This window comes from Pseudomonas sp. OA65 (assembly GCF_017498305.1).
Classification (GTDB): Bacteria; Pseudomonadota; Gammaproteobacteria; order Pseudomonadales; family Pseudomonadaceae; genus Aquipseudomonas; species Aquipseudomonas zanjanensis.
Window position 1 is genome coordinate 229,291 of record NZ_JAGDEZ010000004.1, and the last position, 24,300, is coordinate 253,590.

Annotated in this window: 25 protein-coding genes, 2 tRNA genes and 3 pseudogenes; 24 read left to right on the forward strand and 6 right to left on the reverse strand. The window is 57.7% G+C overall.

Translation table 11 applies throughout. From position 1 onward, the window contains the following. Positions 1–379: 379 nt before the first annotated feature. The 10 genes and pseudogenes from J3361_RS05340 (at position 380) to J3361_RS05385 (ending at position 9,314) form a co-directional block, all read left to right on the forward strand. On the forward strand, positions 380–2,623 hold the full coding sequence (locus J3361_RS05340; protein ID WP_207963091.1) for an AsmA family protein: 2,244 nt from the start codon (positions 380–382) through the stop codon (positions 2,621–2,623). Continuing rightward, positions 2,620–3,687 (forward strand): A/G-specific adenine glycosylase, encoded by a 1,068-nt coding sequence (gene mutY / locus J3361_RS05345; protein ID WP_207963096.1) that lies wholly within the window; start codon positions 2,620–2,622, stop codon positions 3,685–3,687. Before J3361_RS05340 ends, mutY begins: the two co-directional genes overlap by 4 nt. After that, the gene (locus tag J3361_RS05350; protein ID WP_207963103.1) at positions 3,684–3,956 is read left to right on the forward strand and encodes an oxidative damage protection protein; all 273 of its coding nucleotides are present in this window, start codon (positions 3,684–3,686) and stop codon (positions 3,954–3,956) included. Before mutY ends, J3361_RS05350 begins: the two co-directional genes overlap by 4 nt. 102 nt (positions 3,957–4,058) lie before the next feature. Then, a tRNA-Phe gene (locus J3361_RS05355) sits at positions 4,059–4,134 on the forward strand. A gap of 116 nt (positions 4,135–4,250) precedes the next feature. Beyond that, positions 4,251–4,580: a DHCW motif cupin fold protein gene (locus J3361_RS05360; RefSeq protein WP_207963105.1), complete on the forward strand. Its 330-nt coding sequence runs from the start codon at positions 4,251–4,253 to the stop codon at positions 4,578–4,580. A 65-nt stretch (positions 4,581–4,645) separates the two neighbouring features. Further along, positions 4,646–5,053 (forward strand): hypothetical protein, encoded by a 408-nt coding sequence (locus J3361_RS05365; protein ID WP_207963107.1) that lies wholly within the window; start codon positions 4,646–4,648, stop codon positions 5,051–5,053. A gap of 269 nt (positions 5,054–5,322) precedes the next feature. Next, positions 5,323–5,910 (forward strand): annotated as a pseudogene (locus J3361_RS05370) (PDDEXK nuclease domain-containing protein); the annotation flags it as partial. Positions 5,911–5,987: 77 nt separating this feature from the next. Beyond that, positions 5,988–6,593 carry a biliverdin-producing heme oxygenase gene (locus J3361_RS05375; protein WP_207963111.1) on the forward strand — a complete coding sequence of 202 codons (606 nt, stop codon included), beginning with the start codon at positions 5,988–5,990 and terminating at the stop codon, positions 6,591–6,593. Beyond that, positions 6,590–8,824 (forward strand): ATP-binding protein, encoded by a 2,235-nt coding sequence (locus tag J3361_RS05380; protein WP_207963112.1) that lies wholly within the window; start codon positions 6,590–6,592, stop codon positions 8,822–8,824. The genes J3361_RS05375 and J3361_RS05380 overlap by 4 nt, the downstream gene beginning before the upstream one ends. A gap of 40 nt (positions 8,825–8,864) precedes the next feature. Further along, a complete protein-coding gene (locus J3361_RS05385) occupies positions 8,865–9,314 on the forward strand; it encodes a hypothetical protein (protein WP_207963113.1) in 450 nt (149 codons plus the stop codon). A gap of 9 nt (positions 9,315–9,323) precedes the next feature. Here J3361_RS05385 and J3361_RS05390 read toward each other — a convergent pair. Further along, positions 9,324–9,538, reverse strand: a pseudogene (locus J3361_RS05390) (carboxypeptidase regulatory-like domain-containing protein); the annotation flags it as partial. A 136-nt stretch (positions 9,539–9,674) separates the two neighbouring features. On the opposite strand from J3361_RS05390, the gene vapB reads away from it, so the two are divergent. From vapB to J3361_RS05460, 14 genes are all read left to right on the forward strand, one after another. Further along, positions 9,675–9,905, forward strand: coding sequence for a type II toxin-antitoxin system VapB family antitoxin (vapB, locus tag J3361_RS05395; RefSeq protein ID WP_058546214.1), 231 nt, complete (start codon positions 9,675–9,677; stop codon positions 9,903–9,905). After that, positions 9,905–10,324 carry a tRNA(fMet)-specific endonuclease VapC gene (gene vapC, locus J3361_RS05400; protein ID WP_207963114.1) on the forward strand — a complete coding sequence of 140 codons (420 nt, stop codon included), beginning with the start codon at positions 9,905–9,907 and terminating at the stop codon, positions 10,322–10,324. Before vapB ends, vapC begins: the two co-directional genes overlap by 1 nt. Before the next feature lie 174 nt (positions 10,325–10,498). After that, complete coding sequence (locus tag J3361_RS05405) at positions 10,499–10,999, forward strand: hypothetical protein (RefSeq protein ID WP_207963115.1); 501 nt, start codon at positions 10,499–10,501, stop codon at positions 10,997–10,999. A gap of 301 nt (positions 11,000–11,300) precedes the next feature. Continuing rightward, positions 11,301–12,074, forward strand: a complete 774-nt coding sequence (locus J3361_RS05410; RefSeq protein WP_014336086.1) for an ABC transporter ATP-binding protein — start codon at positions 11,301–11,303, stop codon at positions 12,072–12,074. A gap of 13 nt (positions 12,075–12,087) precedes the next feature. Beyond that, positions 12,088–12,840: an ABC transporter substrate-binding protein gene (locus J3361_RS05415; RefSeq protein ID WP_207963116.1), complete on the forward strand. Its 753-nt coding sequence runs from the start codon at positions 12,088–12,090 to the stop codon at positions 12,838–12,840. A 78-nt stretch (positions 12,841–12,918) separates the two neighbouring features. Then, positions 12,919–13,614, forward strand: coding sequence for an ABC transporter permease (locus J3361_RS05420; RefSeq protein ID WP_207963117.1), 696 nt, complete (start codon positions 12,919–12,921; stop codon positions 13,612–13,614). Then, entirely contained in the window at positions 13,611–14,300 is a 690-nt protein-coding gene (locus tag J3361_RS05425) for an ABC transporter permease (RefSeq protein WP_018606351.1), read from the forward strand. The genes J3361_RS05420 and J3361_RS05425 overlap by 4 nt, the downstream gene beginning before the upstream one ends. Continuing rightward, positions 14,281–15,513 carry a methyltransferase gene (locus J3361_RS05430; protein ID WP_207963179.1) on the forward strand — a complete coding sequence of 411 codons (1,233 nt, stop codon included), beginning with the start codon at positions 14,281–14,283 and terminating at the stop codon, positions 15,511–15,513. The genes J3361_RS05425 and J3361_RS05430 overlap by 20 nt, the downstream gene beginning before the upstream one ends. A 331-nt stretch (positions 15,514–15,844) precedes the next feature. Continuing rightward, positions 15,845–16,669, forward strand: coding sequence for an FkbM family methyltransferase (locus J3361_RS05435; RefSeq protein WP_207963119.1), 825 nt, complete (start codon positions 15,845–15,847; stop codon positions 16,667–16,669). Positions 16,670–16,744: 75 nt separating this feature from the next. Then, positions 16,745–16,820: transfer RNA gene (locus tag J3361_RS05440), tRNA-Thr, on the forward strand. A 116-nt stretch (positions 16,821–16,936) separates the two neighbouring features. After that, positions 16,937–17,542, forward strand: coding sequence for a DUF4145 domain-containing protein (locus J3361_RS05445; protein WP_207963121.1), 606 nt, complete (start codon positions 16,937–16,939; stop codon positions 17,540–17,542). A 1,324-nt stretch (positions 17,543–18,866) separates the two neighbouring features. Beyond that, on the forward strand, positions 18,867–19,598 hold the full coding sequence (locus J3361_RS05450; RefSeq protein WP_207963123.1) for a hypothetical protein: 732 nt from the start codon (positions 18,867–18,869) through the stop codon (positions 19,596–19,598). Next, positions 19,585–20,229 carry a hypothetical protein gene (locus J3361_RS05455; RefSeq protein ID WP_207963124.1) on the forward strand — a complete coding sequence of 215 codons (645 nt, stop codon included), beginning with the start codon at positions 19,585–19,587 and terminating at the stop codon, positions 20,227–20,229. The genes J3361_RS05450 and J3361_RS05455 overlap by 14 nt, the downstream gene beginning before the upstream one ends. Beyond that, complete coding sequence (locus J3361_RS05460) at positions 20,230–20,721, forward strand: hypothetical protein (RefSeq protein WP_207963125.1); 492 nt, start codon at positions 20,230–20,232, stop codon at positions 20,719–20,721. 38 nt (positions 20,722–20,759) lie between these two features. On the opposite strand, the gene J3361_RS05465 is transcribed toward J3361_RS05460, so the two are convergent. The 5 genes and pseudogenes from J3361_RS05465 to J3361_RS05485 all read right to left on the reverse strand — a co-directional run bounded on the left by J3361_RS05465 (position 20,760) and on the right by J3361_RS05485 (position 24,300). After that, positions 20,760–21,740: a hypothetical protein gene (locus J3361_RS05465; protein ID WP_207963126.1), complete on the reverse strand. Its 981-nt coding sequence runs from the start codon at positions 21,738–21,740 to the stop codon at positions 20,760–20,762. Further along, positions 21,713–22,417, reverse strand: a complete 705-nt coding sequence (locus J3361_RS05470; RefSeq protein ID WP_207963127.1) for a hypothetical protein — start codon at positions 22,415–22,417, stop codon at positions 21,713–21,715. The genes J3361_RS05465 and J3361_RS05470 overlap by 28 nt, the downstream gene beginning before the upstream one ends. Continuing rightward, on the reverse strand, positions 22,414–22,953 hold the full coding sequence (locus J3361_RS05475; protein WP_207963128.1) for a DNA-binding protein: 540 nt from the start codon (positions 22,951–22,953) through the stop codon (positions 22,414–22,416). Before J3361_RS05475 ends, J3361_RS05470 begins: the two co-directional genes overlap by 4 nt. Continuing rightward, positions 22,950–23,872: pseudogene (locus J3361_RS05480) on the reverse strand (hypothetical protein). The gene J3361_RS05475 and the pseudogene J3361_RS05480 overlap by 4 nt, the downstream one beginning before the upstream one ends. After that, positions 23,869–24,300, reverse strand: coding sequence for a hypothetical protein (locus tag J3361_RS05485; protein WP_207963129.1), 432 nt, complete (start codon positions 24,298–24,300; stop codon positions 23,869–23,871). Before J3361_RS05485 ends, J3361_RS05480 begins: the two are co-directional and overlap by 4 nt.

Sequence of the window (24,300 nt, forward strand, 5' to 3'; positions counted from 1 at the left end):
CCCCCAATTATTGGAATGGTTCGTCAGCCACGCATCACCCTCAGCCTTCATTGCACGCAGGCATGGCTGTATTTTCTGGTGAAGCTCCATAGTGTGCGACATCAAGTCGCAGAAGGACGGACGAACGGGCAAAGGTTACCATTTGCTCGCGGCAGAAAAACCAAAGTGATATCACCTTTTTCGTGCCATCTGTCTTATCGCACGCTTGCCCGCTTTCTGTAGGGGGCTAACGATTTATTTTTTCCGCGGCTGAAACCAGCCCCGTCCCCATGGGTCTTTGTTCGGCAGACCTGCCGGAAGAACGATCACTCAACGCGCCAGCAACTCGGGGCGTTATACTCGCGGCTAAATTTTGAACTCAACCTACAAGGATTCGCCCATGAAAGCGTTCGGCAAAATCCTGGGTCTGGTACTTCTCGGGCTGTTGCTGATCATTGTGGCCCTGGGCTTTGCCCTGACCCACCTGTTCGATCCCAACGACTACAAAGAAGAGATCCGCCAGATAGCCCGCGACAAGGCCCATATCGAGCTGACCCTCAATGGCGATATCGGCTGGAGCCTGTTTCCATGGCTGGGCCTGGAGTTGCACGACGCCAGCGTCGCGACCCTGGCCAATCCAACCCAACCTTTCGCCGACCTGCAGATGCTCGGTCTTTCGGTCCGGGTCATCCCGCTACTGCGCCGGGAAGTGCAGATGAGCGATGTGCGTGTCGAAGGCCTGAACCTGCGGCTCAACCGTGACAAGAACGGTCACGGAAACTGGGAAGACATCGGTAAAGCGCCGGCCTCCGCGACGACGGCGAACACCCCGGCACCGACGCCGGCCGAACAACCTGCCCCGCCTGCCAGCACCCCGGCAGAAAAACCTGCCCAGCCGACTCGCCTGGACATCGACAGCCTGACCGTGAACAACGCCCGGGTCGAATACACCGACGAGCAGACCGGCAAACTGTTCACCGCCGAAAGCATCCAGCTGAGCACCGGCCCGGTCCACGACTCCACCAATATTCCGGTGACGCTGACTGCATTCCTGTCCAGCAACCAGCCGGCGGTGCGCGTACGCACCGAAGTGACCGGCGAACTGCGCTTCGAGCGCGCCTTGCAGCGCTACAAGTTCGAAGACCTGAAGCTGTCCGGCGAAGCTACCGGCGATCCGTTGCAGGGCAAGACCCTGAACTTCGCCGCTCAAGGGCAACTGTTCCTCGACAAGGCGGCCAACGTCGCCGAATGGACCGGTATCAAGCTGTCGCTCAACCAACTGCGCGCCCTCGGTGAGCTGAAGGTCAACGACCTCGACAAGACCCCGCAATTGAATGGTGGAATATCGATCGCCCAGTTCGACCTGGCGAAGTTCGTCGACAGCGTCGGCCAGACACTCCCGGCCATGGCCGAAGGCAGCCTGAGCAAGGTCGAATTGGCCAGCCGCATTGCCGGCACGCCAAGCAGCGTCGAATTCAACGACATCAACCTGAAGGTCGACGACAGCCAATTCAGCGGCCGTATCGCCGTGGCAGACTTTGCCAAGCAGGCCCTGCGCGTGCAGCTAAAGACCGACACGTTCAACGTCGACCGCTACCTGCCGCCAAAATCCGCCGAAGCCGACAGTTCCAAGGCTGCCCGCGAGGCTGAAGTCAGCAACACCGAAGCCAGCGCCATGGCCGGTGCCGGCAGCACACCGTTGCCGAGCGCTCCGACCCAGGGTGCCTGGAGTAACGATCGGCTGTTTCCGGTGGAGCGCCTGAGCAAGCTGGACCTCGATGCCGACCTGACCTTCGGGCAACTGACTCTCGACAAACTGCCGATCCAAAACGCCGCGCTCAAGGCCACCGGCCTGGGTGGCCTGCTGACCCTGGAGAACCTGCGGGGCGATCTGTACAGCGGCAACTTCGAAACCAAAGGCACCCTGGACGTGCGCCAGCCTACGCCACAGTTGAGCCTGCAAACCCGCATCAACCGGGTCCCTGCCGAGAAGATCATCGAAAGCCAGGGCAAGAGCCCGCCGGTCAAAGGCCTGGTCACGCTCAACAGCGCGATCACCGCCACCGGCAATAGCCAGAAGGCCCTGATCGACAGCCTCAATGGCAACGCCGGGTTCGTCATCAACGATGGCGTGCTGCTCAATGCCAACCTCGAACAGCAACTGTGCAAAGGCATCGCCACCCTCAATCGCAAGTCCCTCAGCGGCGAACCCCGAGGCAAGGACACGCCGTTCCAGCAACTCAACGGCAACCTCACCTTCACCAATGGCGTGGCCCACAACCCGGACCTGAAAGTCCGCATCCCCGGCATGAGCGTCAACGGCAACGGCGATATCGACCTGCGGGTGCTGGGCATGGACTATCGCGTCGGCATCATCGTCGAAGGCGACAAGAGCGACATGCCCGACCCGGCCTGCCAGGTCAACGAACGCTACGTCGATGTCGAATGGCCGTTGCGCTGCCGCGGTCCCCTGGAGCTGGGTGCGAAAGCCTGCCGCCTGGACAACGACGGGCTGGGCAAGGTCGCGGCGAAGCTGGCCGGCGATCGGCTCGGCGACAAGATCGATGAGAAGCTCGATGAAAAGCTCGGCGACAAGGTCAGCCCCGAGCTGAAAGATGCGCTCAAGGGGCTGTTCAAGCGATGAGAGCCGAGCAGTTTTCCACCGCCGTACTGGACTGGTTCGACCGCCACGGGCGCCACGACTTGCCCTGGCAACAAGACATCTCGCCCTATCGGGTGTGGGTTTCGGAAATCATGTTGCAGCAGACCCAGGTCAGCACCGTGCTCAATTACTTTGACCGGTTCATGGCCTCGCTGCCCACCGTTCAAGCCTTGGCCGCCGCGCCGGAGGACGAAGTGCTGCACCTGTGGACCGGGCTGGGTTACTACACCCGTGCGCGCAACTTGCAGAAAACCGCGAAAATCGTCGTCGAGCAGTACGGCGGCGAATTCCCCCGGGACGTGGAAAAACTCACCGAGTTGCCGGGCATCGGCCTGTCCACCGCCGGCGCCATTGCCAGCATCAGCATGGGCCTGCGGGCGCCGATCCTCGATGGCAACGTCAAACGCGTGCTGGCGCGTTTCACCGCCCAAGAGGGCTACCCAGGCGAACCCAAGGTGGCGAAACAGCTCTGGGCCACCGCCGAGCGCTTCACGCCCCAGGACCGCGTCAACGCCTACACCCAGGCTATGATGGACCTGGGTGCCACGCTCTGCACCCGCAGCAAGCCCAGTTGCCTGCTCTGCCCGCTCGAGCAAGGCTGCGAGGCGCATATGCTGGGCCTGGAAACCCGCTACCCGATCCCCAAGCCGCGCAAGGAAGTCCCCAAAAAACGCACCTTGATGCCAATGCTGGCCAACCACGAGGGCGCGATTCTGCTTTACCGTCGCCCTTCCACCGGGCTGTGGGGCGGGCTGTGGAGCCTGCCGGAACTCGACGACCTCGACGACTTGCAGCACCTGGCCCTGCAACACTCGCTGGAGTTGGGCAGCCAACAGGAGATGCCAAGCCTGGTGCACACCTTCAGCCACTTCCAGCTGGCGATCGAACCCTGGCTGGTCCGGGTCCGGGAAACCGGCCATCACGTGGCCGAGGCCGACTGGCTCTGGTATAACCTCGCCACCCCGCCGCGCCTGGGCCTTGCCGCCCCGGTCAAAACCTTGCTCGAACGCGCGGCCGCCGTAATGAACGCAGGAGAGTTGCAATGACCCGCACCATCATGTGCCGCAAGTACAAAGAACAACTGGAAGGCCTGGAACGTGCTCCATTCCCGGGCGCCAAGGGCCAGGACATCTACGACAACGTCTCGGCCAAGGCCTGGGGCGACTGGCAGAAACACCAGACCCTGCTGATCAACGAAAAGCGCCTGAACATGATGAACGCCGAAGATCGCAAATACCTTCAGGGCGAGATGGACAAGTTCTTTTCCGGCGAAGATTACGCCAAGGCCGAAGGCTACGTACCGCCGTCCGAATAAGCTGTTCAGCGCGGGGGCGGATCGTAAGCGACGGTAATAATTAAATATTTTTTGAAAACTTGCTTGACGCCCCCCTGAAAAACCCGTTTAATGCGCCCCGTTGCCCAGATAGCTCAGTCGGTAGAGCAGGGGATTGAAAATCCCCGTGTCGGCGGTTCGATTCCGTCTCTGGGCACCAAAATACCGAAAACCCCGATCAAGCAATTGATCGGGGTTTTTTATTGCCTGGATTTTCTTCCTCCGCCTTAACGACTCAGCTACATTCGTCCGCTCCCCTCCAGCAAGCGAGTCGACATGGACATCACGGGCATTCCTTTCGGCACCACCGATTGGTCAACCATCGAACCCACCGAGCATAAGGGTATTACCGGAACCGCCTATTGGCGCACGCGGCAGTTCGGAAACATTCGAGTACGGATGGTGGAATACACGGCCGGGTACCTGGCCGACCATTGGTGCACCAAGGGCCATATCCTGTTTTGCCTCAAGGGCGAGCTCAACACTGAACTCGAAGACGGCCGGCAGTTTTTGCTCAAGCCGGGCATGAGCTATCAGGTCGCCGACCAGGCCGAGCCTCATCGATCCTCCACTTCATCGGGGGCTACGCTCTTCATCGTGGATTGAGATTCGAAGCGCCCGCGTTGAAGCTGTAGGATAGGTGGCCTTATTTTCCAGCAAGGAACCGACCCATGGCATCGGTCAACAAACAGCAGAAACGAAACCAGCGCGCCAAGGTGAAAGCCAAGCAGAACCGGGTTAAGCGCGCCACTGCGCCGAATGACTTCCTCGACCCGAACGATGAGCGCATCGATCTGGAAACCGTGGACCTATCGGACCTGTTCCAACTGATGGGTGCCGCCGAAAAGATCAGCCAACAGGCCATGTGCACGGCCTTCCTGGGCCATCCACTGCTGGAGTTGGTGCTGGAGCAGGAAGGTGAGGAAGAAGCCACTGACTTCATCATTACCGCCCTGATCGAATATCGCCGCCTGGCCACGGGTGTCGATGAGCAGACGGCGCTGGACTGGGTGGAGAGCAAGCAATTCCAGGCTGATTATGTGGCCGCCTCCCAGGCTCTGGCGCAAGGTAAGGTCTGAGCAGCGAAGGGGCTCGCGCTTGACTACAGGCTGTAGGGATAGCTCCTACACACCAAGGCCAACGGACATAGGACGGCGTCATCCCCGTCCTGCATAAATCAGTTATTTTTCCCTCCAAGCAATCAGCCCCGTCCGGCATCATCGAGACGTCGCCTGGAGCATCCTTGCGGTCCGCCCCCTCTCAATGGCTGGATACCGCGATGACGCCACTGCTGCCCCAGGATGACCCACAGCTTGCCCCCTTGATCAACGAACTCGGCGAGCTGATTCGCCAGGCACGCCAGAAGGCCATCACCCATATCAGGGAGATGAACCTCGGTACAGAGGACGTCATCAGGGATCCGGCAGTCCTGAAACTCCTCGGGCTGCCCATTGCTGGTCCCCTTCTGGAAAGGGGACTGGAGCAGGCCTTGATCGACTATCTGCAGGGCTTCCTTCTTGAACTGGACAAGGGCTTCGCCTTCATTGCCCGGCAGCAACGCATCAGCACCGAAAGCAAAGACTTCTACATCGATCTGGTCTTCTACAACTACCTGCTCAAGTGCTTTGTGATCGTCGATCTCAAGCGCGGCGAGCTCAGCCACCAGGACATCGGCCAGATGGATATGTATGTGCGTCTCTACGATGACCTCAAGCGCGGCCCCGACGACAAACCTACCGTGGGCATCATTCTCTGCGCTCAAAAGGATGAATCGGTGGTGCGTTATTCCGTGTTGCAGGGCAATGAACAGCTATTCGCCAGCCAGTATCAATTGGTGCTCCCCACCGAAGAAGAGCTGCGCAACGCCCTGGATCGCGAACAGGCACGCCTTGAGGAAGGGGCAATCGGGCGCAGCGACTTCAAGGATAAAAGCTGATCGCGCACTCAAAAAACCCATGTAAGCTTGATGCGCTTTTTTTCCAGCAACGCTTCACTCAATGAGCTCCATCCCGCATGTCATTGGCCTCTTCACCCCCTTCCCTGATCCAGGCATTGCGGACCGAAACCGCTGAACTGCATGTTGCCCTGGAAAAACGCCTGCCGTTTTTCTCGCCAAAGTTGGATCTGGATCTGTACCGGCGCCTGATGGTGGCCTACTACGGTTTTTATCAGCCCCTGGAGCAGCGGCTTCACAGGCTGGCGCTGATTCCAACCGGGCTGGACCAATCCTTGCGCATCAAACTCCCGGTATTGCGGGCCGATCTCACAGCCCTGGGCCTGGATGACGCCGTTATCGAGGCATTACCCATCTGCCAGGCACTGCCACGAATCGACTCCCGAGCCGCCGCCCTCGGCGTTTCCTATGTCTTGGAAGGCGCGACCCTCGGCGGCCAGATACTGCGGCGCCGGGTGGCCGAGCAGCTCGGTCTCGACGCGGCCAGTGGCGCAGCCTTTCTCAATGTGTATGGCGAACTCACCGGCCGACGCTGGAAGGATTTCCTCCAATACCTGGACGACAGGAACCTTGGCGAGGCCCGGACGCTCGAAGTCACACGCGCCGCCAAGGCGACGTTCACTCATTTTGAACACTGGCTGGACAGCCAAAAGGTACTGTTATGACCTCGGAAAACCAGGAAGCCTTCGAAGAACTGCTGGCCAATTGCGCAGACGAGCCGATTCGCTTTCCTGGGGCCATCCAGCCTCATGGTGTGTTGTTGATGCTGTCCGAGCCCGATTTCGTGATCCGTCAGGTCAGCGCCAACGTGTTGCAGTTGACGGGGCAAGATCCCCACAGGCTGTTGGGCCAAACCCTCGACGCACTGTTGGGGCTGGAACAGGCCGAGGCGATCCTCGTCGCCTGTCGCGCTGCCCCGGATAGCGACAACGTGCCCGTGGCCATTGTCGTCAACCAGCAGCGCTTTGATGCCCTGGTGCATCGCCATCAGGGCGCCCTGATCGTCGAACTGGAACAGCACCTGAGCGACTATCGTCCCGAAGGCGTCAGCGGCGAGGCCAACCTGGGCCGCATGCTGCAACGCCTGCAAAGTGCGAAAACCCTCCAGGCCCTGTATGAAATCAGCGTGCGGGAAATCCAGGCCATGACCGGTTACGACCGGGTGCTGATCTACCGCTTCGAGGAAGAAGGCCACGGCCAGGTGATCGCCGAGGCCAGCGCACCTTCAATGGAACTCTACAAAGGGCTGTTTTTCCCGGCGTCGGATATTCCCGAACAGGCCCGTGAGCTGTATCGCACCAACTGGCTGCGGATCATCCCCAACGCCGATTACGCACCGGTGCCGCTGGTCCCGGAGCTGCAGCCCGATACCCAGGCGCCCCTGGACCTGAGCTTTGCCACATTGCGCAGCGTCTCGCCGATCCACCGCCAGTACATGAAAAACATGGGCGTGTTGTCGTCCATGAGCATCTCGTTGATGGAAGGCGAGCGCTTGTGGGGACTGATCAGTTGCGGCCATCGCCAGCCGCTGCTGGTGCCCCATGAAATGCGCATGGCCTGCCAGACCATCGGCCAAGTGCTGTCGCTGCAGATCAGCGCCATGCAGGCCCTGGAACTGGCCCGGCAACGGGACGCCAAGCTGAAAGACCTCAAGGTCCTCGCCGCTGCCATGGCCGAATCCAGCGACAACGTCTTCGACGGCCTGTCCCACGAGCCGCAACGCCTCATGGACCTGATCGGCGCCAGTGGTGTGGCGATTTTCGAAGACAACAAGCTGCACCGCCATGGCCAGTGCCCGGAGCCGGAGCAGATCCGCGAGCTGCACAAATGGATTCTGGAAACCGGCCAGCCGGTATTCGCCCACCACAACCTGGGCAGCGTCTTCGCACCTGCCCAGGTTTATCAGGACGTGGCGAGCGGCGTATTGGCGATCCACCTGCCCAAGCCTATTGAAAACGGCGTGCTGTGGTTCCGTCCCGAGGTGAAGCAAACCCTCCAATGGAGCGGTGACCCGCAAAAGCCCTTGGACCTGGAGAACAGCGAGACCGGCCTGCGCCTGCGACCCCGTACATCTTTCGAGATCTGGAAAGTCGAAATGGCCGGTATCAGTACCAAATGGACCCATGGCGACCTGTTCGCCGCCAACGACCTGCGGCGCTCGGCCCTGGAAAACGACCTGGCCCGCCAGGTGCACAAGGAGCGTCTGGCCGTGCAAGCGCGCGATGAACTGGTGGCGGTGGTGTCCCATGACCTGCGCAGCCCGATGACGGTCATTTCCATGCTCTGCGGCATGATGCAAAAAGCCTTCAGCTCGGACGGCTCCCACAGCTCGAAGCGAATTTCCTCCGCCATCGACACCATGCAACAAGCCACCAGCCGCATGAACGCCCTGCTGGAAGACCTGCTCGACACCTCGCGCATCGATGCCGGGCGCTACACCATCAATCCCCAACCGATGGACGTCAGCCAGATATTCGAAGACGCCTGCTCACTGCTGACGCCGCTGGCCAATGCCAAGGCCATCGACATTTCCTTCCATGCCGAACCCAACCTGCGGATCAACGCCGACCCCGAGCGGCTGTTCCAGGTACTGTCCAACTTGATCGGCAATGCCATCAAGTTCACGCCGCAACAGGGTTCGGTGGGCATCAGTGCGATGTCCGTCGGCAATGAGATCGTGTTCAGCGTCCGCGATACCGGTGAAGGAATTGCGCCAGAGCAGTTACCTCATGTTTTCGAGCGCTACTGGACGACCAAGGAAGGCAATCCGAACGGCACCGGGCTGGGTTTGTACATTTCCAAGGGGATTGTCCAAGCCCATGGCGGTAAACTGCACGCCGAAAGCCAGCCAGGCCAAGGCAGCGAATTCCGCTTTACCGTGCCGAAAATCGACTGAGCCGGGCACCGTCCCCTAACGAATTGGAAACCGAAGCCCAATGGCCTCACTGAACAAACAGCAAAAACGCGCCAAGCGCGCCAAAGACAAAGCCAAGCAAATCCGCATGACCGGACGCAAATCGATCCCGATGTATGGCGACCCGGCCCACGCCACCGCCCAGCCGCCGGTCTACGTGCTGGAACTGTTCGCCAAGCTGCGCGACGCCGAGGCCGTCAGCCGCAGTGAAATGCTCGATACGCTACTCACGTCCCTGAGCGCGATGATCATCGAACGCCCGGGTCTGCTCGACCTGAAAAATGCCGAAAACGAAAGCATGGCGGCAACCAACCTGGCCGCCGACATGCTGGTGGACTACCGCATGTGGGTCGATGAAATGGACCGCGAGAGCGCCCAGCGCTGGCTCAGCACGCCGGAGTTCATCAAGGACTTCAGCGAGGCGCTGGACCGCTATCGCCAAGTCCTGGAAAAAGAATCCGCCGCCGAATAAGCCGGCCGGCTATTCGTCACTGTTCCAGTGGAACACCAGTTTGCGCGCGGCCCCGCTGCCTACCTCAGCCGTGTCGCGCCGCGCTTCACCATTGCGCGTCGCCACCACGTTGTACTTGCCCGGTGGCAGTTGCACATAAACCAGCGGCCCTGCATCGCTGAGGGTCAGCACTATTTCTCCCGATACCTTTGCACGGTCACGTCCACGTCCGGGACGTATTTGTGGAGCACAGGTGCGCTTTAAGGTTTAGATCGATTGGGACTATGGGTTAGGACGAGATCATTTCTGCAGCCGGTATATCCCATTGACATATCCCTTCACTGTCCTATGCTTCCCACTGCATTTAATGGAGGACTGCACATGGAACAAACCACCCTCTTCATGAGCAACCGCAGCCAAGCGGTCCGGCTCCCCAAAGCAGTGGCGATGCCAAGCGACGTAAAGCGTGTAGATGTTATCGCCATAGGCAGAGCGCGCATCATTACACCGGCCGGCGAAGCGTGGGATAGCTGGTTCGATGGCGATAGCGCGACAGCAGACTTCATGGCAGAGCGTGAGCAGCCTGCCGATCAGGAGCGCGAGTCTTTCTGATGATCAAATTCATGCTCGACACCAACGTCTGTATCTTCACCATCAAGAACAAACCCCAGATCGTTAGAGAAGCCTTTAATCGTCATCACGGCCAGCTCTGCATTAGCGCCGTCACACTGATGGAGTTGATCTACGGGGCAGAAAAATCATCCGCCCCAGAGAAAAATCTCGGCGTCATCGAAGGGTTCTGTGCCCGACTTGAGGTTTTACCTTTTGGTTATGAGGCTGCAGCACATGCCGGAATGATCCGGGCAGAGTTGGCAAAGATTGGCAGGCCAATCGGCCCCTACGACCAAATGATTGCCGGCCATGCCCGTTCCCTCGGACTGATCGTGGTCACAAATAACCTGAAAGAATTCGAAAGAGTCCCGGGACTGCGCATCGAGGATTGGACCACTGTGACGAAGCCGGGGTTGTAACTTTGGTGGTTTGACGTTAGAAAAGCAGCTCCATCGAGCCCCTGTGGGAGTAAGCTTGCTCCGATGAGGCCTTCAACTTCACATCTGCGTTGGCTTTTCTGCCGCTATCGCGAGCAAGCTCGCTCCCACAGGTTTTATGGCCGCTTTTCTTTAACGAGTAACGGAACCACACCCATGGCCTCCGCGAACAAGCAACAAAAACGCGCCAAGCGTGCAAAAGCAAAAGCCAAGCAAATACGCGTCAGTCGTACAAAGCCTGCTGCCACCACGTTTGATCTTCCCGAATACGACGATCCCTACTTCCTGGATCCCCTGCAAGACGAATTCGCAGAACGCCCTAGAGACTTCCTGTCGCTGTTTTATGAGATGCAAGACGCCGAAGAAGAGGCGGGGCGCATCGACATGATGGTCAGGATGATGGCATTACTTCTTGCCATGACCAGTGAACAGCCCGATCTGCTGGATAATGAAAATGCTGAAAACGAAGCCATGGCGGTCCAGATTCTGACCGAAAATACCCTGGTCGCTTACCGAAAGTGGGCTGACGATATCGATCAGGAAGCAGCGGAGGATTGGCTTCACAGCCCTGAAGTGCAGGCGGATTTCGTAACTGCAAAAGCCAGCTTCAAAGAGGTGCTCAAAATACTGTGGGATCTGGAGGACGCTCCCGAATAACCCAACAGACTTTTGATTGCGGTAACGCTCATCCGGTTAACCCTTCCAACCCCCGCCCAAAGCTGGCACCATCGCGCCTTTTTTTACGCGACTCCCCGGGCTTTTCACTGGTAAACACGGTTCATACGGCCGTTCGGTTGTTGATGGCGCGACAGTCTGCTGTGCCGATGCGACAACCTGCCGCACATCACCGGTTTACCACCCGTAGCGCTGTTGGCGGCCATTCGGACGCATGCTAGCTTGGCCGCCTCGCCAAGGAAGGCTGCCAACAGCAAGGGAGCACATACCATGAGGACCGCACATGGCCCAGGCCACGCCCGCGCTTGAAATCCGCAATTTGCATAAACGCTACGGACAGCTGGAGGTGCTCAAAGGCGTCTCGCTGACCGCCCGCGACGGCGATGTGATCTCGATCCTCGGATCCTCCGGGTCCGGCAAGTCCACGTTCCTGCGTTGCATCAATCTGCTGGAAAACCCCAACCAGGGCCAGATCCTGGTGGCCGGCGAAGAGCTCAAGCTCAAGGCCGCAAAGAACGGTGAACTGGTGGCCGCGGACGGTAAACAGATCAACCGCCTGCGCAGCGAAATCGGTTTCGTCTTCCAGAACTTCAACCTTTGGCCGCACATGAGCGTGCTCGATAACATCATCGAAGCCCCGCGCCGGGTGCTTGGCCAGAGCAAGGCCGAAGCCGTCGAAGTGGCCGAAGCGCTGCTGGCCAAGGTCGGTATCGCCGACAAGCGCCACGCCTACCCGGCCGAGCTGTCCGGCGGCCAGCAACAACGCGCCGCCATTGCCCGCACCCTGGCGATGCAGCCCAAGGTGATTCTGTTCGACGAACCCACCTCCGCCCTTGACCCGGAAATGGTCCAGGAAGTACTTAGTGTGATCCGCGCCCTGGCCGAAGAAGGACGCACCATGCTACTGGTCACCCACGAAATGGGCTTCGCCCGTCAGGTTTCCAGCGAAGTCGTGTTTCTTCATCAAGGCCTGGTCGAGGAACAAGGATCGCCACAGCAGGTCTTCGAGAACCCGCTTTCGGCGCGCTGCAAACAATTCATGTCCAGCAACCGCTAACGGAGCAGTACACATGCAGACCTACAAGAAATTCCTCCTGGCCGCAGCGGCCAGCCTGGTCTTTTCGGCCAGCGCCATGGCGGCCGAAAAGCTGAAGATGGGCATCGAAGCGGCCTATCCGCCGTTCAACAACAAGGACGCCAGCGGCAACGTGGTCGGCTTCGATAAGGATATTGGCGATGCTCTGTGCGCCAAGATGAAAGTCGAGTGCGAAGTGGTCACTTCCGACTGGGACGGTATCATCCCGGCCTTGAACGCCAAGAAGTTCGACTTCCTGGTCTCGTCGCTGTCGATCACTGAAGAACGCAAGCAGGCCGTGGACTTCACCGACCCGTACTACTCCAACAAACTGCAATTCATCGCACCAAAAAATGTCGACTTCAAAACCGATAAAGCCTCACTCAACGGCAAGGTCATCGGGGCACAACGCTCCACCCTCGCCGGCACCTGGCTGGAAGATGAAATGGGCAGCGACATCACCACCAAGCTTTACGACACCCAGGATAACGCCTACCTGGACCTGACCTCCGGCCGCGTCGACGCGATCCTGGCGGACAAATACGTGAACTACGACTGGCTGAAAACCGATGCGGGCCGTGCTTACGAATTCAAGGGCGACCCGGTGGTGGAAAGCGACAAGATCGGTATCGCCGTGCGCAAGGGTGACCCGCTGCGCGACAAGCTGAACGCTGCCTTGAAAGAAATCGTGGCCGACGGCACCTATAAAAAAATCAACGACAAGTACTTTCCGTTCAATATCTATTGATATTGACGTGCCTGGCCGGCGCAGCTCTCTGGCGGCGCCGGCCCTTAGCAAAGCCTGCCGCGATATGAATTCCTACCCATGATGATCGATCTCTACGGATTCGGCCCAGCGCTTGCCGCCGGCGCGCTGATGACCGTCAAGTTGGCGCTCACGGCCCTCTGCCTGGGGCTGGTGCTCGGCCTGCTCGGGGCCCTGGCAAAGACCTCTCCATACAAGCCACTGCAATGGCTTGGCGGTACTTATTCAACACTGGTTCGCGGCATCCCGGAACTGCTCTGGGTGCTATTGATCTATTTCGGCACCGTCAACCTGATGCGCGCCTTGGGTGAATATTTCGGCAACCCCGACCTTGCCCTCAACGCCTTCGCAGCCGGGGTCATTGCCCTGGGCCTGTGCTTTGGCGCCTACGCCACCGAAGTGTTTCGCGGGGCGATCCTGGCGATCCCCAAGGGCCATCGCGAGGCCGGCGTCGCCCTCGGCCTGTCGAAATGGCGGATCTTCACCCGGTTGATCATGCCGCAGATGTGGCGCATCGCCCTGCCCGGCCTGGGTAATCTGTTCATGATCCTGATGAAAGACACCGCGCTGGTCTCGGTGATCGGCCTGGAAGAAATCATGCGCCACGCGCAAATCGGCGTGACCGTGTCCAAGCAACCGTTCACCTTCTATATGGTCGCGGCGTTGATGTACCTGGGGCTGACGGTGCTCGCCATGATCGGCATGCACCTGCTGGAACGACGCGCCGCCCGTGGATTTACCAGGAGCACCCAATGAACTGGGACGTCATCATCAAGTGGCTGCCGAAGCTGGCCCAGGGCGCGACATTGACCCTGGAGCTGGTGGCCATCGCCGTGATCGCAGGGCTGCTGCTGGCGATTCCACTGGGCATCGCCCGCTCTTCGCGCCTGTGGCAGGTGCGGGCATTGCCCTACGCCTACATCTTCTTTTTCCGTGGCACGCCACTGCTGGTCCAGCTGTTTTTGGTCTACTACGGCCTGGCGCAATTCGATGCCGTGCGCAGCAGCGCGCTGTGGCCGTACCTGCGGGATCCGTTCTGGTGCGCCACGGCCACCATGACCCTACACACCGCCGCCTACATCGCCGAGATCCTGCGCGGCGCGATCCAGGCCATCCCAAAGGGCGAGATCGAAGCCGCACGGGCCCTGGGCATGTCGCGGCCCAAGGCGCTGTTCTACATCATGTTGCCCCGCGCCGCGCGCATCGGCCTGCCGGCCTACAGCAACGAAGTGATCCTGATGCTCAAGGCCAGTGCCCTGGCGAGCACCGTGACCCTGCTGGAACTCACCGGCATGGCCCGCACGATCATTGCCCGGACCTATATGCCGGTGGAGATCTTCTTCGCGGCGGGCATGTTCTACCTGCTGATGTCCTTCGTCCTGGTTCAAGGTTTCAAGCAACTGGAACGCTGGTTGCGTGTCGATGCCTGCCAAGGACGCTGATAGCGGCGTGCTGACGGGCGAGGCACTGCTCGCCCGCTTCACGGCGTTAGACGCTTTTCTTACGGCGCACCAGGCGCTGTGGAAACCACGCCCATTCACCTATCTACATCTGCCTTGGGAAACGTCCCACCCGGAATTGGCCCAATGGCTACGCCAGCGTTCGCTGGAAGCGGCGGAAAACGATCATCATCAGCCCTGGGTGATGGAAGACGCGCCAGCACCATTCCCGGAATTGGCCGCTGTCTCCCGCGCACTGAGCGCTGTTGCTGAATTGCCGGCCAGCACGCTCGAAGCACCACGCCATCGCCTCAACGTCGACGTACCCGGGCGCAAATGGCAGCAGATCGAAGCCTTCGCCAGCCGCTTGCACTTTATCACCCAGCCAACTCACTGGCTCGATTGGTGCGCCGGCAAGGGCCACCTCGGTCGACGCCTGCTGCACGGTGAGCAACAACTGACCTGCCTGGAGTACGACCCCGCACTGGTCGCCAGCGGCCAACTGTTGAGCCAGCGCCATCACCTGCCCGCCACGCACCTGCAACAAGATGTGCTGGGCGCGGACGCGGCCCTCGCGCTGTATCCGGGACACACCCCCGTGGCCCTGCATGCCTGCGGCGACCTGCATGTGCGCCTGATGCACCTGGCCAGCGACGCTGGCTGTGCACAACTGGCTATCGCGCCATGCTGTTACAACCGCATCAGCAGCGAACGCTATCAAGCGCTGTCCGACGCCGCCAAAGGCTCTGCCCTACAACTATCACTTGACGATCTCGGCCTGCCGCAGACCGAAACCGTCACCGCTGGCGCGCGCGTAAGAAGACAGCGAGACCAATCCATGGCCTGGCGCCTGGGTTTCGACCTGCTGCAACGGCAAGTCAGAGGCCGCGACGACTACCTGCCCACCCCGTCACTGCCCAGCCCCTGGCTGGAAAAATCCTTCGCCCAGTACTGCACCGATCTGGCGGCCCTCAAAGACTTATCCACAGTCGGCACGCCTGATTGGGTCGCTCTGGAAGCAGCAGGTCACCAGCGCCTGGCCGAGGTGCGCAACCTGGAGTTGCTCCGAGGCCTTTTCCGACGACCACTGGAGCTTTGGCTGGTGCTGGACCGAGCACTTTTTCTCACTGAACAAGGCTATGACGTGCGCCTTGGCACCTTCTGCGAAACAGCGTTGACACCGCGTAATCTGCTACTGCTGGCAGAGCGTTGCTGAGACGAAACAGCCTGTGGATAACTCTGTTGATGAAATAAACCTGGATCCAAGAAATCCGTGATTTCCTGACCAAAACCGTATTGGTCATTTTTTGTTCACATGGATAAAAAACCATGAAAACAGGCATTTGCGACGAAACGCGAAAGCGGTCACAAAATCGCAAGATGCCCTGCGCGTCATCCAGCCCGTTGTGCATAAGCGTCTAAGCAAAACGACATAACCGCCGAATTCAGTGCTGCCTCGCGCCAGTAATTGCGTCCACCACGTCCGTGCTATACAACAGCCACACGTATCGTGATTGACACAATGCCGACACACTCAAGGACTGGCCGTGACGTTCATTTCCTACGCACAAAACTTCGAAGACATACGCCTGTGGCGCGCCCTTCAATCGGTGGAAAACGGCTTTTACCTCGACGTCGGCGCCAACCATCCGACAGATGATTCTGTCACCCGAGCTTTTTACGACCGCGGCTGGCGCGGCATCAACATCGAACCGGTACCGGCCTACTACGACGCCCTCTGCCAACAACGCCCCGGCGACATCAACCTGCAATGCGTGGCCGGCGAAAACGCCGAGAGCCTGACCTTCTACACCATCGCCGACACAGGCTTATCCACAGTAGAAACCAGCGTCGCCCAACAACACCGCGACGCCGGCATGGACGTGCGCACCCAGACCGTCCAATCCCGCACCCTGGCCGCCATCTGCGAGCAATACGCCCAGGACCGCCCCATCCACTTCCTGAAAATCGACGTCGAAGGCCACGAAGAAACCGTACTGCGCGGCATGGACTTCAGCCGCTGGCGCCCCTGGATCATCCTCATCGAAACCCCATGGGCCCGCGACCAGACCTGGGAAAACCTGGTGACCGACGCCGGCTACCAATCCATCCTGTTCGACGGCATCAACACCTACTACCTCGCCGAAGAACACCTGGCCCTCAAACCCGCCTTCGACATCCCCCCGTGCAACCTCGACGGCTTCCAACTCTGCAAAGGCCACAAGTTCAGCCACCCCGTCGACGACGCAGACCCACAGCTCAACGCCGCCCTGCAACGGGCTGAACAGGCCGAAGCCCAACTTCACGCCATGCAAAACAGCCGTGCGTGGCGAGCCTTGCAGAAAGTACGCGCCCTGCTGCGCCGCGCTTGAGCACGGGTCGTGCAAAAATAGTCAGAATTCAGGGGTTTACAGAACGCGCCCAATCGCTATAATCGTCGCCCACACGCCGGTATAGCTCAGTTGGTAGAGCAACTGACTTGTAATCAGTAGGTCCCGGGTTCGACTCCTGGTGCCGGCACCAATAAAATCAAAGGCTTGCAGCGATGCAGGCCTTTGTTTTTTGTCCTGGACGTAACAAGCGACGTAACAACACCCCGCGACAACTTAAACCAGCGTTCAAAGAAGGAGTCATTGGATATGCGCCAAGGTCCCACACTTCCGCTTGAACGCTGCCCACAATGCGGCGTTGCCAAACCCTCCTTGCATCGAGTCGCCGGTTTTGAATCGACAGACGATCGAGATCGCAACCGTCGTACTTGGGGGATTTATCAATGCCGAAGCTGCGGCGGGGTCTCCATGGCCGTGTCTTATTTTCATACGAACGGCAATCAAACGATGGAGTTGGATATCTCGCAAATATGGCCTACTTCGGATGCCGTGGATGAGGCAGTGCCCCAACGGGCCAAAGCGTACCTAGACCAGGCGCTTGCTTGCGTCCACGCCCCAGCGGGAGCAGTGATGCTTACCGCGTCAGCAGTCGATGCGATGCTTAAGGAAAAGGGCTTCAAGGAGGGCACCCTCTTCAATCGCATTGAGTCGGCTGAAAAAGCGCATCTTATAACCCCCGAAATGGCCAAATGGGCGCATGAAGTAAGGTTGGATGCAAACGATCAAAGACATGTGGATGAAAGTGGTGCCTTGCCTGACGAAGCGGACGCTCGGAAATCTATTGAGTTCGCCATTGCGTTAGCGCAATTCCTCTTTGTACTTCCTGCTCGCGTAGCTCGTGGCCGCGCCAAATGAAACCCTCGTCTTCCTCAAGATATTGACGCGAGCTTGGTCCCTATCGAGAAGTATTTTAGGACCGTTGACGAACCACGTTGGGGGCGTACGGCGACCTAGCATAAGCGAACATTGACCCCACTGCTGTCCTAGATCTCGATTTATGTTCAGGGCTGGGAAAAAGGTAATTTTGGTAATTGAGCCATCCGTAACGCTAAATTGCTTTTACCATCAAAGGGTTAGCGATATGTATCAAAGGTAATAATAAGGTAATTTTTTAGTTACCCACTTACCTTTTTCCCTGGTCAGATCCAAACCCAGTGAAACCCTTTAAAATCAGTGTGTTACTAAAAATTACCTTTTCGATTACCCTAAATTACCTTCTTCGGTAATCGCTCAACGCTAAGCTACACAAGGCTTATAGCCCCGCTGCTTCTTCAAATTCCCAAAATTACCTTTTTCCCAGCCTTCACCTGGGAATGGCACTTTGACAGCCTCTGAAACGATACAAGACTTGCCGGCATCGCTCCTTTGGACGCCTGATCTGATGCGCTCAGCGAGTCGAAACGCATGCAGTTGAGTGAAAGCTGCGCCAGAACCTGCATCGAGCGGTATCGCTCGCCTAGTGGGCGTTGCAGCCATTTCGCCTCGACTCGCTGGTAGAAGCCAACACCTGCAGAAACAGATCGGCCGCAAAATGCAAAACTTAGTCGAACGGCTCGTTTTCGAATTTTCGTCCAGCAGAACCGGGCACCGCAGCACTTACCCCTCCGTTCGTGTTCACAGCTCAGTTGTGCAAGCGCTCTGCACTTCTTTTCCAAAATTTGCAAACCGTGAAATGAGCAGGCGCCTGCGATGCCCCGCGGCTAGCCTGGGCTACAGGGTTGCTTGCACTACATTCGAATTTGCACAAAAAAAGGACGCAAGGTCCGTCGGCGGGAGGGGGATAAGTGCTTTATTTGACGTTTTTTTGTTACACGCGAAGAAAACCTCACATGCGCTGTCCAGGCGGGTTGATCACGGGAGGCGGCGTTGTAGCGACATTTGGCAGGCCGAGGGGAGTCAAACAATCGGGTTCTTGGAACAGCGAACCTTTCCGAAGCTGCCACCCTATAGTAGAAAAAACACAATCACATACAGGGAATTCAACGCTATGCTCAACCAACGCACCGATGCCGCTGTGACTCTTAATTTTCATAAGCTGAAGGCATCGGTTGAGCTTGATAGCAGCTCCTCAGAACGGGCCTGAGGAGTGGCCATTGATAGTTTCACGAGGATACTGTATAAGGCCGAAGAGTTTTAATTACAGAAAATGGGAGCGGTTATTGTGAACGGCGAAATGAACATGAAGTTTCAAGTTTCCTTGTTTGGAGACTTTTCTCTGCTCACACCTACGGAAGACAATATAAAGAAATGTATAGAAGGCTTTTTTTCGAGCGGCTTGTTACCTGGCAACTTACAAGAACTCAACCTTCAAACTAATAAAATGGAACCCAGGCTGGCATTGCAGTCTATGCGGAACGGTCTGTCAGTAAACATACTATTAAATCGAATTGATTTCGTCGCCACACCACTTCCGGGCTCTCCTTCAGCCTCATTGACCATGGAGGTTTTCTTCGACGAGGTTCGAAAAATTGCTGAGCAGCTTAGAAAAACATTCGAAATAACTTATAAGAGAATGGGGGTGGTTTGCGATAAATTCCTCCAAGAAATGAGCGAAGATCAACTTCAGCAACTTAGAAAAGTTTTCATCAAAGAAGCATTCGATGTTATTCCAGACGCCAGCATTGTTGAATGGAGCGTTCGCAATGTTGCACTTATAGCTTTTGCCGATCCAGTAAATCAAGAAGTGAACGCCATTTATAACTTATCGAAAGTACATGTACAACTGAATGACGCATCTGGCAATCGCGAATTTGACACACTACTTCTTAACATTGACATCAATATTCCAACCGAAAAACGAATAGCTAATCTGTCAGCTGAATTTATAGATACCTTCCTCACCAAGACACTTGAGATACAAGGAAATATCAATAAAGGAATAGGCGAGGTGATTCAACGTGCAAACAATTAACACAAGATCTGTACCGGAACTCGTAGAAGCATGGTCTAAGGTGATCAGAAATAATAGTGCGCATTCTCCATTTTTCAAAACATCCGTGAGGGCAGCCACCCAAACCACGTTTAGTGATTCGAATGATTTTAATGTTCTAGCGCAAAAAGAAATATGGATAGAGGAAGCAAGTACGACCCAAACGGTTAATCCAGTAGCCGCGTCGGGTGAGGAAAAAGCCAAGCTGTTCCGAGCTGGGCTTGAAGCTTGCCTCGATGCTGACGTTTTTGAGCCGGGGCTTAAGTCCGCTACAGAGCACTATATAGAAAAGTGGCTACAGGATGACGCACTTTTAGTCCAAATCAATTTGGGAAAAATCTACCTGGACTGCTCGAACAACGAAAAACGTCTCGTCGGCATATTAAATGCTATTGCACACTTAAGCCGCGAAACTTTCCACCCAGTTAACGAACTTATAGCTCGCGCCTCACTTTCGCACATCTCAGTCGAAGTTAAAGAGTGCGCAATAAGAGTTTATGAATATTGGGAAGACCCGACGCTTATTACGCACTTAAAGAACCACGCTCTTACGCCAAGGTGGTTAGATGAATATCGACAACAGGTGATTGCTGATTTTTGCGGAGACGCCTGAATGACCTATCTTGTGCGCAAGATAACAATGTCCAAATGGAGCGTTTCTGATGAACCGGGTCCTGTCAACGCAGACGCTATCACTCACTGCCTTAAGACCAGCGGAAATACTTTATCCTTCTGGAGAGTTGATTCGCCAGCCGATGTTGCTCAAGGTGTCCTCGCAATCGCCGCTGCCAATGACCGGTTAGATACTATCGACATAGTGGTTATCGATGAATCCCAGTTCCTAGAAAAAGGGATAGAAATCCGTCAAACACCAGGACAAACGGTATGCTCGGATTTAGTTGATACCCATCGTGACCTTGCTCAACTCAACATCACTCATCTTGGCTTTGTATCTGATGCCATAGCAGATCAAATCCGTCAAGGAAAGACAGAGAGATTCACTTTAACAAAACTGCGTGTAATAATTCTGGATGCACTGAAGTCAGGTCGTTTGAGCTATGAGCTTCTAAGCGAAGGAATACAGAAAAAAATACCTCATCCGTAAAGAGGCCATCTACTACGTACCGAGTTCTAGGATGCTTACTACTCTAGAGTAATAATCTTGAGCTGCGATGCTAGGGCCTCAGCCTGAGCTGATCCATTTGAAAATACGGCAGTATCGACTGGACTAGGCGCGGGTCCCTGACCATGAGTGTGTCTCGTTAGCTGCATATTCATTTTATGAAGAATATCCAGAGTGTCGCAAACAATTCGAAATAAGTTAACGCCTTCAGAACCAATCCAATTTTTTGGCGCTCGGAGGCGCTGACTAATTGCTGCCGCACTGTCACGCAAACCCTCAATTCGTTCCTGCATGTCGCCCCCCACTACGGCGTTGTGCTTCTGCCCCACCACCAGGTTCAGATCGCGGCCGGTGGCCTGATGCAGATCATCAACGGCCGCCAGGCTCGCCGACCCACCCGACAGCAGCTTGAGCGCTCCCAGGGCCTCAATCGTCTTGATGCCTCCCACCGATTCAGTTGAATGGTCGTCGACTGTCCTGGTGTGGCTCTGGAACGTCTCGGTGTTCTGCAGGGCCTCCACTTCGCGCTCGATCGCCTTGTCTTGGATCTTGCCATCAGTCTGACGCAACCAGTTCCCATCGACGTCGACGCGCTGCTGGCAGGCTTCGCTGTGCTGCCACACCTGGTCGCCCTTTGGCACCCGGGGCAGGCTCAGGCCATGGGGCAGGATCTGGGTTATGAATGGCTTGTGCGGCAGCCCATAGGCGAAGCTAACCACCACCGTAGTGCCTTCTTCCGGAAAACCGAACATGCCAGCTTCTTGCCCGCCCATCGGGGCCGGCAGCGGCAAGCCCGTCAGGATCGGCAGAGCCGGATCTGGCTCGCCATCAGGCAGCAATACCTCAACGTCGACACCGAAGCGCGGCCGGAAATCGTCGCATAGCCCCGCGGCACGGGGGGCGTCCGGCACCGCGGTAACCCGGCCAAAGCGTGGTAGGTGATAGCACCCCGTCAGCTCGGGGAATTGGCGTTCTACTGAGCGGCGGATTGCGTCTTCCATCTGATACCCATCTGCGAATCAATGAGCGTCACTGCAGTGATCCGCTCGTTGTTATTGATCGTTGCACCTGGTCGAAGTCCTGGAAGAACCGCGACCATGGCGCTCTGGTTGCCGTTGTAGCCGTCAAACAGCTCGGCTGGCAGTGGGATAGGTTGGCGAATACCCCAGAAACTGTCTGTCCAACTGCCCACGTATACCTCCCCGTCACCCTGCTGCTGCCAGATGAAATCGGGGATATTGAAAACCCTGGCCAAGCTGTCCATGGCTTGATATCCAGCAGCCAAGCTGTAGAAAAATGGCGTCTTGACCCGGGCGTAGGGTTGATCCGGAACACGAAACCGCAAGCCTGTGCGGGTGCTGATCTCCTCGAGCACCTGGTGCAGATCCACATGACGCAAGTTCATTGGGAGCGGTAAGGCCAGGACGGCCGTCAATTCGCGGCAGAACAGCGCCTGCTGCTGGGAGTTGGTTGCGGTGCTGCGTTCGATGTACCCGATGAAGTGCCGCTGCAGGGTGCGTTCGTTGTAACCGATATCCAGCGTCACAAGCCCCTTCAAGGCTTGACCGGCTTTCACCGTAAAGCTCGCCCGTCCAGGACTACCAAGATCCAGCCGAACCTCATCTTTCACCAGCGGGTATCGCTCGCCGGCAATGCTCAAAACCTTATGTAGTTTCATGACAGGGCGTCATCCACTCGTTTCAGAACCGCCTCAAAACCACTGAGACCGCCCGGCTGGCTGCTTCCATCACCTGGCGCACCTTCACCGCCAACGGCCTCTCCAGGTGCACCCTGGGACTTGACTGCATTACCAGGGCGGCGCGTCTCCACCTTCTCGGCGGTTGAAAGCTTTTCACTCAGGCCGAACTGAATCTGCCAGCCGCGAAGCACGTCGTCTTCCCGGGCACTGAAGTTTTCCGCGAACTCGACCTGGCGTACGCCGAAGCTCTCGGCGGTATCGTTGACCACACGGTAAGTCTTACGCTGGCCACCGCCGGCAGTCGCTTCCGCCAGCGACATCAGCGCGACCAAGTCCGCCCGATTGCGGAATGGGATCATCAGCGTGACGGTCAGAGTTTTTGGTTTGAAGCCCTTATGGGCGACGCTGGTATTGCTGGTTTGGCCAGACAGGTCTTCCGTCTCGATACGCAGGTTCGCCGAGACCTTGAGGCCCTTCCCACGTACTTTCTGGCCGTCGAGCAGCAGTGCAGTCATAGGCCCACCAGTTCGCGAACGAAGCTCAAGCCGGTCAGCGAGCCGACCAGTACGACACCGGCGCTAAGCACCCACTCGTGCCCGGGGGCCTCGCCATCAAGCATCGCCCGGCGTAGCTGATTCACGTCACCCGGTCCGACCAGGCGCGCGCGCAGTCGATCATCGGGACTGCCGTTGGCCAGCAGTGCCTGCAGATCGGACATCTTCTGATTTCGACTTTGCTGTTGAGCGGCCTTGCGTGTCGCCAGTGCCGCCAAGTCACCCATAGGCGCACTGTCAGCAGCGTAACCTTCCAGCACGGCCACTTGGCTGGTCATGCTCTGTTTCGCGGCCTTGAGCAGCGTACAGCGCTCCAGCGGCAGGGCTTGCCAGCGAGGCAACGCGCCGGCGCTGGGCAGTTCCCATTTTTCAGCCTCCAGGCGCGCTAATTGCCCGGCGCGGCGTTCGGTGCGTACGAGGTCGGGCATAGGCAGCAGAGCATTGAATCTCGACAACGTGCTGGCCAATTCCGCATAGCCGGTGGCCAGGAACAACAAAGACAGCGCGTATTGCTCACCTTTAGGTCGACCGGCATCGCTCGGGTCCAAGGTTTGTCGGCTAGATGCTGCAGCAGGTTTGGCGCAGATAGGTAACGCTGGTTACCGGTGCCCTGGCCGATACCGCTCTGGAACGGCGTCACGACCAGGCAGGACGGTGCCTGGTCCATTTGCTCGGCTATCGCGGCGCGGCCATTGGCGATCGCCTGTTGAGCAGCAGCGCCGACTGGTCCCGGGTTGGTGGTGGCCAAGTCGCTGAGACCCGTCATGCGCAGCGCAGTATTTGCCAGCTCACTCCCCGCCAGGGTTTGGGCCGCTTCCAGGCCTGTCATCCAGCTGGTGGCCTGCTCTGGCCAGCGCATGGTCACGGGGGTCCAACTCATGCGGGCAGCTCCCAGGTTACCGCCCGGATCGCGCCCAGGTCCTGAGCGGCCAGCGCCTGCATCAACTGCTGTTTGAAGCCGGTGGCTTGCTGCCGCAACTGCAGCTTGTGCGACGAGAAGTGATCAGCAACCTGGCGCAGTTGCTGAGCGGTGTGCATCCGTGCGGCTTTGACGCTCTGCCCATCACGACAGGGGAACGGCATCGGTTCGCCCAACACAACGGCTCCGGTAAGACTCAGTTGCTCGTCTGGCAGACTGCCGTAAAAGTGCGGCGCGCCCAAGGCGTCCGACATAAAACCAGCCACTAGCGCCCGATCAGCTCCTGAATTGATTGATCGCATTTGACGCTCAAACGCCAACAGCAGCTGTTGTTCGCGAGTGCTCTCTACCAAGTCAATCAGCGATGGCAGACCGTTGGCGTCGTGCAC